This window comes from Streptomyces thermocarboxydovorans (assembly GCF_039524635.1).
Taxonomy (GTDB): domain Bacteria; phylum Actinomycetota; class Actinomycetes; order Streptomycetales; family Streptomycetaceae; genus Streptomyces; species Streptomyces thermocarboxydovorans.
Window position 1 is genome coordinate 1 of record NZ_BAAAGU010000107.1, and the last position, 10,781, is coordinate 10,781.

Consider the following 10,781-nt stretch of genomic DNA (forward strand, 5'->3'; position numbering starts at 1 on the left):
CCGCCCGCGCAGGACGGCACCGGCCGCGGACACGACGGCCACCCCGCGCAGGGCGCGCCCGGCGACCAGGCCGGGCGGCCGGACGACCGCGCGCAGGACGGGAACGCCGGGGCCCGGCAGCCCCAGGCGCCTCAGCAGCGCGCCGCCGAGCCCTACTCCGCGCCCTCCGGCGAGCCGCACTGGCGGCCCGAGGGGCACCAGGAGCCGGGTGCCCAGGGCGGCCGCGGCGAGTCCCGCGAGCACCCGCAGGACGCCGCACGCCCCGGCGGCGGACCCGGTGCGTCCGGCGCGTCCGCCGAGGCCGCTCACCAGGGCCGTGAACAGGACGCCCCGCCCGCCCAGGACGGCCGGCCGCGGGCTCAGAACGAGCCGGACGACCGCCCCGGTGACGGCGAGCGCACGGACGGGACCACCCCCGACAGCCGCCCGTCGGACGAGCAGGCCCCCGACGCCGGCTCCCGCCCGCAGGACGGGGACGGTACCGACGGCGAGGTCTCCGACGGCGCACCACCCGCGCAGGACCAGCTCCCCGCGCCCGTGTACGACGACCACCCCCTCGCCTCCTACGTGCTGCGCGTCAACGGCACCGACCGACCCGTCGCCGACGCCTGGATCGGCGAGTCGCTGCTCTACGTGCTGCGCGAGCGGCTCGGCCTCGCGGGCGCCAAGGACGGCTGCTCGCAGGGCGAGTGCGGCGCCTGCAACGTGCAGGTCGACGGGCGGCTGGTCGCCTCCTGCCTGGTCCCGGCGGTCACCGCGGCCGGCAGCGAGGTCCGCACCGTGGAGGGGCTCGCCCAGGACGGGCAGCCCTCCGACGTGCAGCGGGCGCTCGCCCGGTGCGGTGCCGTGCAGTGCGGCTTCTGCGTGCCGGGCATGGCGATGACCGTGCACGACCTGCTCGAGGGCAACCCGGCGCCGACCGACCTGGAGACCCGCCAGGCGCTCTGCGGCAACCTGTGCCGCTGCTCCGGCTACCGGGGCGTGGTGGACGCCGTGAAGCAGGTGGTCGCCGAACGCGAGGCCCTCGCCGCGTCCACCGCACCCGAGTCCGAGCCGGGAGCCGAGGCGGACGAGCCCCGTATCCCGCACCAGGCGGGCCCCGGCGCCGGCGGCGTCAACCCGTCGGCGTTCCAGCCCCCGTACGACCAGCCCTACGGCCAGGACGGAGGCCAGGCGTGAGCAACGCAGCAGCCACCGCGCGGGCCGCCGAGGCACTGACCGAGCCGGAGACCATCCCGCACGGACTCGGGGCCTCCGTGCCGCCCGCCGACGCCCGCGCGAAGACGGAGGGCACCTTCCCGTACGCCGCCGACCTGTGGGCCGAGGGCCTGCTGTGGGCGGCCGTGCTGCGCTCGCCCCACCCGCACGCGCGCATCCTGTCCATCGACACCAGCCACGCGCGCACGATGCCCGGGGTGCGCGCCGTCGTCACCCACGAGGACGTGCCCGGCGAGCCGGTCTACGGCCGGGGCAAGGCCGACCGCCCGGTGTTCGCCTCCGAGATCGTGCGCCACCACGGCGAGCCCATCGCCGCCGTCGCCGCCGACCACCCGGACACCGCCCGGATGGCCGCCGCCGCCGTGATCGTCGAGTACGAGGTGCTCGACCCGGTCACCGACCCCGAGCAGGCCTTCGAGGCCGAGCCGCTGCACCCCGACGGCAACCTGATCCGGCACATCCCGCTGCGCCACGGCGACCCCGACGTGGTCGGCGACATCGTGGTGGAGGGCGCGTACCGCATCGGCCGCCAGGACCCCGCCCCCATCGGCGCCGAGGCCGGACTCGCCGTACCGCGCCCGGACGGCGGCGTGGAGCTGTACCTGGCGTCCACCGACCCGCACGCCGACCGGGACACCGCCGCCGCCTGCTACGGCCTGGAGCCCGAACGCGTCAAGGTCGTCGTCACCGGCGTCCCCGGAGCCACCGCCGACCGCGAGGACCGCAGCTTCCAGCTCCCGCTCGGGCTGCTGGCGATGAAGACCGGCTGCCCGGTGAAACTCGCCGCCTCCCGCGAGGAGTCCTTCCTCGGCCACACCCACCGGCACCCCACCCTGCTGCGCTACCGGCACCACGCCGACAGCGAGGGCAAGCTGGTCAAGGTCGAGGCGCAGATCCTGCTCGACGCGGGCGCCTACGCCGACACCTCTTCCGACGCGCTGGCCGCCGCCGTCGCCTTCGCCTGCGGCCCGTACGTCGTGCCCAACGCCTTCATCGAGGGCTGGGCCGTACGCACCAACAACCCGCCGTCCGGCCATGTGCGCGGCGAGGGCGCGATGCAGGTGTGCGCCGCCCACGAGGCGCAGATGGACAAGCTCGCCAAGAAGCTCGGCATCGACCCGGCCGAACTGCGGCTGCGCAACGCCATGGCCACCGGCGACGTGCTGCCCACCGGCCAGACGGTGACCTGCCCGGCCCCGGTGGCGGAGCTGCTGCAGGCCGTGCGTGACCACCCGCTGCCGCCGCTGCCCAAGGACACCCCCGAGGAGGAGTGGCTGCTGCCCGGCGGCCCCGAGGGCGCGGGCGAACCGGGCGCGGTGCGCCGCGGCGTGGGCTACGGCCTGGGCATGGTGCACATGCTGGGCGCGGAGGGCGCCGACGAGGTGTCCACGGCCACGGTGAAGGTGCAGGGCGGCGTGGCGACCGTGCTGTGCGCGGCCGTCGAGACCGGCCAGGGCTTCTCCACGCTGGCCCGGCAGATCGTCCAGGAGACGCTCGGCGTCGAGGAGGTGCACGTCGCGCCGGTGGACACCGACCAGCCGCCGGCCGGCGCGGGCTGCCGGGGCCGGCACACCTGGGTGTCGGGCGGTGCGGTGGAACGCGCGGCGAAGATGGTCCGCACCCAGCTGCTCCAGCCGCTCGCCCACAAGTTCGGCATGTCCGCGGAGCTGCTGCAGATCACCGACGGCAAGATCACCTCGTACGACGGGGTGCTGTCCACGACCGTCGCCGAGGCGCTGGACGGCAAGGAGCTGTGGGCCACCGCCCAGTGCCGCCCCCACCCCACGGAGCCGCTGGACGAGGCCGGCCAGGGCGACGCCTTCGTCGGCATGTCCTTCTGCGCCGTCCGGGCCGTCGTCGACGTCGACATCGAGCTGGGCTCGGTACGGGTGGTGGAGCTGGCGGTCGCCCAGGACGTGGGCCGGGTGCTCAACCCGGCGCAGCTGGCCGCGCGGATCGAGGCGGGCGTGACCCAGGGCGTGGGCGTGGCCCTCACCGAGAACCTGCGCACCCCGCGCGGTGTGATCCGCCACCCCGACCTGACCGGCTACGCCCTCCCCACGGCCCTGGACGCCCCCGACATCCACATCGTGAAGCTGGTGGAGGAGCGGGACGTGGTGGCCCCCTTCGGCGCGAAGGCGGTCAGCGCGGTCCCGGTGGTGACGTCCCCGGCGGCCATCGCCTCCGCGGTACGCGCCGCCACCGGCCGCCCGGTCAACCGCCTCCCCATCCGCCCCCAGGCGGCAGTGGTGACCAACGGCTGACCCGGCCCCGCCCTCCTCGGGGCTTCCTGGGACTGGGGGCAACGTCTTTGTCCCCTCGTGCGTCTGTTGTGGTGAAGGCCGTTGTCAGTGGCGGCGCGTAATGTGCGAAACGCCGGTGACGGCAGCCGAGCACATGCACCACGGGGGACTCATGACCACGACGGGAACGACGGGCATCGCCGCCCTGACGAGACGCACCGGCACGTCCTTCTCGCTCGCCCTGGCGCGGGAGTTCGGCCGCGGCGGAGTCTTCCGCTTCGAGGAGGTCGACTTCCCCGCCACGCTCACCCACGAGCCGACCCGCCGCTTCCTGAGCGAGACGGGCCTGCCCGAGGACGGCGGCATCTTCGCCCTGGACACCGAACTCCCGCTGCGCACCCTCACGGAGTACTACGCCCACGCCTGCGACTACGGGGACGGCTTCCGGTTCCTGCCCCCGTCCCTCCCCTCCGACGCCGACCACCTCATACGCCTCGGCTCCCTGCTCGACGGCAACAGCCTCCTGGTCCACGGCACCACGGGCGAAATCCTGCACTGGAACGACTGGACCACCACCCTCCGCCCCCTCAACGCCGACGTAGCCACCCTCGCCTTCGCCCTCTGGCTCCTCCACCGCAGAACGACCCCCGGCGCAGTGGCCGGCATCGAACCGGCGTAGCTCTCGCCCCTGCCGCTGCCGACGTCACAGACCTGAACCACCGGTGGCGTCTACGACCCGCCCCGTCACCCACCGCGCATCGTCGGACGCCAGGAAGGCCACCACACCGGCCACGTCCTCACACCACTTCGCCGTCTGGCATACTCGAAGTATGGCCACTCGGAAGATCACCATCACCGTGCCCGAAGAGCTGGTGGAATCGATCAAGCAGCGGGTCGACGCGCGTGGGGTGTCCGGCTATATCGCCGCCGCCGCGGCACATCAGGACGCCATGGACCGGCTGCGCGAGTTGGCGGATCGTCTGGAGGAGGAGCACGGTTCGCTGACGGACGAGGAACAGCAGGCGGCGCTGGAACGGATCGCCGCCGTCGACAGCTGGCATGACGAACAGCGCTCGGGTTCGGACGAGGCCGCGTGAGCCGCACCGCTCGGGCGAAGCTGCACCGGCCGAGACAGCGCGTCTTCGTCTTCGACTCGGAAGCTCTCTCCAAGGCGGTTCACGGGGACCGGGAGATCACCGCGCTGATCAAGGCTGCTCCGCGGCTCGACATCCCGATCATCACCGCGTCGCTCACGACCTTGGAGGCCTGGGACCCGCGTGAGGGGTCGAAGCAGGCGCTGTGGAACTGGGCTCTGTCCCGGATCCGCCTTGTGCACACGGACGATCAGGTGATCGCCCTGGCTCGCGACATGCTGAAGGCCGCCGGCCTGCACGGCCACAAGTACGCAATCGACGCCGTTCTCGCGGCCGTTGCCGTCCGGGAAGGCGCACAGGGTGCGCAGGCCACGGTCTTCACATCCGACACCGACGACATGAACCAGCTCCTCGCCGGCCACCCCGTGCGAGTGGAAAAGGTGTGACCCATCGGAAGAGGAAGAGCGCACCGGGCCTTGCGCGGCACCAGCAGAGACGCCGCCCCTTCGTTGCGCCTGGTCAGACGATCAGAAGCCGTGGCGGGAATCGAACCCGCGTACCTCGCCGCGAGCGGAGCTCGCTGATGGATGCTGCGCAGGCGAGTCCCTCAGCCACTCGGGCACACGGCCTTGGTCGGTGCTTCGACCGTACGAGTCCGGTGATGGCGGGCTCAAGGGAAGCGGGGTGCCTGCAATGGGACTGCCATGTGCTGTTCATGAAAGGAAGGGGCTCGGGAAGTAGGACCAAGGGAGGAGAGGGGGGACCGCCTCCGGACAGGGGTCAACGGGGTGCTTGGCCCTTACCCTGGCGGGCATGAGTGCCCTTGAACCGCGTGACACCGATGTCGCCGCCGACGCCTTGGCCATGGAGCCCCAGGACACCGTGCTGAGCCGGTCGTACCGGGCGCTCAGCATCGGCATCGTGTCCGTCGTCCTGCTGATCGCCTTCGAGGCGACCGCCGTCGGTACGGCGATGCCCGTGGCGGCGCGGGAGCTGGACGGGGTGTCGCGGTACGCCTTCGCGTTCTCCGCGTTCTTCACAACCAGCCTGTTCGGCATGGTGCTCTCCGGACAGTGGTCGGACCGGCGCGGGCCGCTCGGGCCGCTGACCGCGGGGATCGCCGCCTTCGCGGCCGGGCTGCTGCTGGCGGGGACGGCGGTGTCGATGTGGCCGTTCATTTTCGGCAGGGCCGTGCAGGGGCTGGGCGGCGGGCTGGTGATCGTCGCGTTGTATGTCGTGGTCGGGCGGGCGTATCCGGAGCGGCTGCGTCCGGCGATCATGGCGGCGTTCGCGGCGAGCTGGGTGGTGCCCTCGATCGTCGGCCCGCTGGCCTCCGGGGCGGTGACCGAACACATCGGCTGGCGCTGGGTGTTCCTCGGCATCCCGGTGCTGGTGCTGCTCCCGCTGGGGCTGGCGCTGCCGCAGATACGGCGGAAGGCCGCCGGTCCGGTCGGTGGTGACCCGGGGGAGGGCGGGGCGGAGCAGGCCTCGTTCGACCGCCGGAGGATCAAGCTGGCGCTGGGGATCTCGGTGGGCGCGGGGCTGCTGCAGTACGCGGCGCAGGACCTGCGCTGGTTCTCGCTGCTGCCGGGCGCCGCCGGGCTTGCGCTGCTGGTGCCGGCCGCGCTGGGGCTGCTGCCGCGCGGCACCTACCGGGCCGCCCGCGGCCTGCCCTCGGTGGTGCTGCTGCGCGGTCTCGCCGCGGGCTCCTTCATCTCCGCGGAGTCCTTCGTGCCGCTGATGCTGGTCACCCAGCGGGGGCTCAGCCCGACCCTCGCCGGGTTCTCGCTCGCGGCGGGCGGCGTCACCTGGGCGCTGGGCTCGTGGGTGCAGTCACGGCCCCGGCTCGAGGCGTACCGGGAACGTCTCACCACCTTCGGGATGCTGCTGGTGGCCGCAGGCATCGCCGCCGCCCCCAGCGTGCTGATCCAGGCAGTGCCCGCCTGGACGGTGGCCGTCGCCTGGGCCTTCGGCTGCTTCGGGATGGGGCTGGTCATCTCCTCCAGCAGCGTGCTGCTGCTGAAGCTCTCCCCGCCCGAGGAGGCCGGCACCAACTCCGCCGCCCTGCAGATCTCCGACGGACTGTCCAACACCCTGCTCCTCGCCGCGGGCGGTGCGGCCTTCGCCGCGCTCGGCGGCGGCGCGGTCAGTCATGCGGCGGGCCAGGCCGGCGCGATCACCGGCTCCCATCCGGCCGCGTTCGCCGCCGTGTTCCTGCCGATGGCCGCGGTGGCGCTGCTCGGGGTGTGGGTGACGACCCGGCTGCGAGTCCGGTGAGCAAGGCGAGCAAAGGGGAGTAAAGGAGTAGAGGGGGGCAAAGGGCAAGAGGCAGAGGAGGCGAGCCCGCACGGCTGTGATGTCGGTCCCACCCGCGAGGGGTGCGGTGGCGTCCGCGCATGACGGGCGGCGGGCCGCCGGTAGGGTGGCCCGGTTGTCATACGTAGCCGCTCGACCCCCACGGAGACCGTGACTACCACCGCCGGCACCCCGTCGCACTCGCACCACCTGTCACCCGCCTTCCCCGGGCGGGCCCCCTGGGGAACCGCCAGCAAGCTGCGTGCCTGGCAGCAGGCCGCCATGGACAAGTACATCCAGGAGCAGCCGCGTGACTTCCTGGCCGTGGCGACCCCCGGCGCCGGTAAGACGACGTTCGCCCTGACGCTGGCCTCCTGGCTGCTGCACCACCACGTGGTGCAGCAGGTGACGGTGGTCGCACCGACCGAGCATCTGAAGAAGCAGTGGGCCGAGGCGGCCGCGCGCATAGGGATCCGCCTTGACCCCGAGTACAGCGCCGGACCGCTGAGCAAGGAGTACCACGGCGTCGCCGTCACCTACGCCGGTGTCGGCGTCCGCCCCATGCTGCACCGCAACCGTGTCGAGCAGCGCAAGACCCTCGTCATCCTCGACGAGATCCACCACGCCGGTGACACCAAGTCCTGGGGCGAGGCCTGCCTGGAGGCGTTCGAGCCGGCCACCCGGCGGCTCGCGCTGACCGGTACGCCGTTCCGCTCGGACACCAACCCCATCCCCTTCGTCACGTACGAGGAGGGCGACGACGGCATCCGGCGCTCCGCCGCCGACTACACCTACGGCTACGGCTCCGCCCTCGCGGACGGCGTCGTGCGCCCGGTCATCTTCCTCAGCTACAGCGGCAATATGCGCTGGCGCACCAAGGCCGGCGACGAGATCGAGGCCCGCCTCGGCGAGCCGATGACCAAGGACGCCGTCAGCCAGGCCTGGCGCACCGCGCTCGACCCCCGCGGCGAGTGGATGCCGGCCGTGCTGCGCGCCGCCGACCAGCGGCTGACCGAGGTCCGCAAGGCCATCCCCGACGCGGGCGCCCTGGTGATCGCCTCCGACCAGGAGGCGGCCCGCGCCTACGCCAAGCTCATCCGGGACATCACCGGCCACAAGGCGACGCTGGTGCTCTCCGACGACGCCGGCGCGTCCAAGCGGATCGACGAGTTCAGCGCGAGCGACGACCGCTGGATGGTCGCCGTCCGCATGGTGTCCGAGGGCGTCGACGTGCCCCGCCTCGCCGTCGGCGTGTACGCCACCACCATCTCCACCCCGCTGTTCTTCGCCCAGGCCGTCGGCCGTTTCGTACGGTCCCGGCGGCGCGGCGAGACCGCGTCCGTGTTCCTGCCGACCATCCCCGACCTGCTCTCCTTCGCCAACGAGATGGAGCGCGAGCGCGACCATGTGCTCGACAAGCCGAAGAAGGACGGCGAGGAGGACCCGTACGCCGAGTCCGAGAAGGAGATGGAGGAGGCGAACAAGCAGCAGGACGAGGACACCGGCGAGCAGGAGATGCTGCCGTTCGAGGCGCTTCAGTCCGACGCCGTCTTCGACCGGGTCATGTACAACGGGGCCGAGTTCGGCATGCAGGCCCACCCCGGCAGCGAGGAGGAACAGGACTACCTGGGCATTCCGGGCCTTCTGGAGCCCGACCAGGTGCAGTTGCTGCTGCAGAAGCGGCAGGCCCGGCAGATCGCGCACAGCCGCAGGAAGCCCGCCGAGGAGGCCGACCTGCTCGAACTGCCCGCCGAGCGGCGGCCGGTGGTCTCCCACAAGGAGATGATGGAGCTGCGCCGCAAGCTCAACAGCCTCGTCGGCGCCTACGTCCACCAGAGCGGCAAGCCGCACGGGGTGATCCACACCGAGCTGCGCCGGGTCTGCGGCGGGCCGCCCGCCGCCGAGGCCACGGCGGGGCAGCTGAGGCAGCGGATCGCCAAGGTGCAGGAGTGGGCCACGCGCATGCGGTGACGGGGACTTATGCGGTCAAAGTTCGCTCAATCCTGAACTTCCATGACCGGATTCTGGACGGAGCCTTCCGCTGGCCGAACAGGCTCGCTACTGTCCCGCTACGCACACGCCCCGTGGCAGCGTCGCCGCGGAGCGCAGCCGTGAAGCGACTGTGCCCGGAAACGACCGGGCCGCCGGCCGATCGGCGGCCTCTGTAGCGCGTCTCCGACCGGGACTCGGCGACGCATCGACAGCGAGGGGGTCGCCGACCTCACCACTAAGGAGTGGGCGTCGTGACCGCGGAGACCTCTCAGACGCTCGACAGGGGACTGCGTGTCCTCAAGCTGCTGGCCGATACGGACCATGGGCTGACCGTCACCGAGCTTTCCCAGAAGCTGGGCGTGAACCGTACCGTTGTGTACCGGTTGCTCGCCACGCTGGAGCAGCATGCCCTTGTACGTCGTGATCTGGGCGGACGGGCCCGGGTGGGGCTGGGGGTGCTGCGGCTGGGGCGGCTGGTGCATCCGCTGGTGCGGGAGGCGGCGATGCCGGCGCTGCGGTCGCTGGCGGAGGACATCGGGGCGACGGCGCATCTGACGCTGGTGGACGGGGCGGAGGCGCTGGCGGTCGCGGTGGTGGAGCCGTCGTGGACGGACTATCACGTGGCGTACCGGGCGGGGTTCCGGCATCCGCTGGACCGGGGAGCGGCGGGTAAGGCGATACTCGCGGCGAGGCAGCAGCCGAACGGGGATCCCGGGTACACGTTGACGCATGGGGAGTTGGAGGCGGGGGCCTGCGGGGCTGCGGCCCCGTTGCTGGGGGTGACGGGGGTCGAGGGGAGTGTCGGGGTCGTGATGCTGGCGGAGGTTGTGCCGGAGCGGGTCGGCCCCCGGGTTGTGGAAGCGGCGCGGGAGGTTGCGGAGGCACTGCGCTGACGGCCCCAGCGGCGCGACTGCCCGCAGCTACGTGGCGGCGCGACTGCCCGCAGCTACGCAAGCCGGCACGACTGCCCGCAGTTGCGTAGTGGGGGTACGTGCGACTGCCCGCGGCTGCGTACGGGGCGCAAGTTAGATTGACTTTGTGCTCTCTCGTCTCTCGCGTCCCCGGGCGATCGCCGTGTGCGGTGCCCCCGTCGTCGCCCTGCTGGCCACCGCCGCCTTCGCACCGCTGCCCTTCTCCGTCGCCCAGCCCGGTATGACGGCCGATGTGCTCGGCAAGAACAAGGGGACGCAGGTGATCACGATCTCCGGGGCGCCCGTGCGGAAGACCAGCGGGCAGCTGCGGATGACGACGATCGAGGCGACCTCCCCGGACACCCGCGTCACCCTGCCCGAGGTGATCGACAGCTGGTTCCGCACCGATCAGGCGGTGATGCCGCGCGACTCCGTCTACCCGACCGGGGACACCACGCGGGAGATCCAGCAGTACAACCGCGCGCAGATGAAGAAGTCGCAGGACGAGGCGACCGCGGCCGCGCTGAACTACCTGAAGCTGGACGACAAGGACATCGACGTCAAGCTGGAGCTGGCCGACGTCGGCGGCCCCAGCGCCGGGCTGCTGTTCTCGCTCGGCATCGTCGACAAGCTCGACGGCGACGGCGACGGGGGCGATCTCACCGGCGGCCGGGTCGTCGCCGGCACCGGGACCATCGACGCGAGCGGCAAGGTCGGTGCCGTGGGCGGCGTGCCGCTCAAGACGCAGGCCGCCCGCCGGGACGGCGCCACCGTCTTCCTGGTGCCCAGGGCGGAGTGCGCCGACGCGAAGGCCGAGCTGCCCAAGGGCCTGCGGCTGGTCCCGGTCACCACCCTCAAGGGCGCCGTCGACGCGCTGGCCGCGCTGGACAAGGGCACGGGCAAGGTCCCCAGCTGCTGAGCCCTGAGCCCACCCGAAGCCCTCGCGGTGCCCGCTAGTGACCTGAGTCGGAGATTCGTCGTTGGTTCGGTATGAGTCGTCCGGGTCCGAAGATTCCGCCGTTGTCGGT

9 protein-coding genes, 1 tRNA gene and 1 pseudogene are annotated in these 10,781 nt (G+C 72.5%); 9 read left to right on the plus strand and 2 right to left on the minus strand.

Annotation, left to right across the window (positions count from 1 at the left end; translation table 11 throughout):
* From ABD198_RS29680 to ABD198_RS29690, 3 genes are all read left to right on the plus strand, one after another.
* Nucleotides 1–1,179, plus strand: a 1,179-nt coding sequence (locus ABD198_RS29680; protein WP_344007676.1) for a 2Fe-2S iron-sulfur cluster-binding protein, incomplete at its 5' end; no start/stop codon positions are given.
* Complete coding sequence (locus ABD198_RS29685; protein WP_344007678.1) at nt 1,176–3,482, plus strand: xanthine dehydrogenase family protein molybdopterin-binding subunit; 2,307 nt, start codon at nt 1,176–1,178, stop codon at nt 3,480–3,482. The genes ABD198_RS29680 and ABD198_RS29685, both read left to right, overlap by 4 nt.
* A gap of 151 nt (nt 3,483–3,633) precedes the next feature.
* The gene (locus ABD198_RS29690; protein WP_344007680.1) at nt 3,634–4,140 is read left to right on the plus strand and encodes an SUKH-4 family immunity protein; all 507 of its coding nucleotides are present in this window, start codon (nt 3,634–3,636) and stop codon (nt 4,138–4,140) included.
* 24 nt (nt 4,141–4,164) lie between these two features.
* On the opposite strand, the pseudogene ABD198_RS29695 reads toward ABD198_RS29690, so the two are convergent.
* A pseudogene (locus ABD198_RS29695) lies at nt 4,165–4,260 on the minus strand (3-oxoacyl-ACP reductase); the annotation flags it as partial.
* Between the two features lie 31 nt (nt 4,261–4,291).
* On the opposite strand from ABD198_RS29695, the gene ABD198_RS29700 reads away from it, so the two are divergent.
* Nucleotides 4,292–4,558, plus strand: a complete 267-nt coding sequence (locus tag ABD198_RS29700) for a hypothetical protein (protein WP_344007682.1) — start codon at nt 4,292–4,294, stop codon at nt 4,556–4,558.
* Nucleotides 4,555–5,001, plus strand: coding sequence for a hypothetical protein (locus tag ABD198_RS29705; RefSeq protein ID WP_344007684.1), 447 nt, complete (start codon nt 4,555–4,557; stop codon nt 4,999–5,001). Before ABD198_RS29700 ends, ABD198_RS29705 begins: the two co-directional genes overlap by 4 nt.
* A gap of 85 nt (nt 5,002–5,086) precedes the next feature.
* Here ABD198_RS29705 and ABD198_RS29710 read toward each other — a convergent pair.
* Nucleotides 5,087–5,184, minus strand: a tRNA-OTHER gene (locus ABD198_RS29710).
* 184 nt (nt 5,185–5,368) lie between these two features.
* On the opposite strand from ABD198_RS29710, the gene ABD198_RS29715 reads away from it, so the two are divergent.
* The 4 genes from ABD198_RS29715 (at nt 5,369) to ABD198_RS29730 (ending at nt 10,672) form a co-directional block, all read left to right on the plus strand.
* Nucleotides 5,369–6,832, plus strand: a complete 1,464-nt coding sequence (locus ABD198_RS29715) for an MFS transporter (protein ID WP_344007686.1) — start codon at nt 5,369–5,371, stop codon at nt 6,830–6,832.
* Nucleotides 6,833–7,021: 189 nt separating this feature from the next.
* A complete protein-coding gene (locus ABD198_RS29720) occupies nt 7,022–8,821 on the plus strand; it encodes a DEAD/DEAH box helicase (RefSeq protein WP_344007687.1) in 1,800 nt (599 codons plus the stop codon).
* 272 nt (nt 8,822–9,093) lie between these two features.
* Entirely contained in the window at nt 9,094–9,735 is a 642-nt protein-coding gene (locus tag ABD198_RS29725) for an IclR family transcriptional regulator (RefSeq protein WP_344007688.1), read from the plus strand.
* A 145-nt stretch (nt 9,736–9,880) separates the two neighbouring features.
* Complete coding sequence (locus ABD198_RS29730; protein ID WP_344007690.1) at nt 9,881–10,672, plus strand: S16 family serine protease; 792 nt, start codon at nt 9,881–9,883, stop codon at nt 10,670–10,672.
* Nucleotides 10,673–10,781 lie beyond the last annotated feature (109 nt).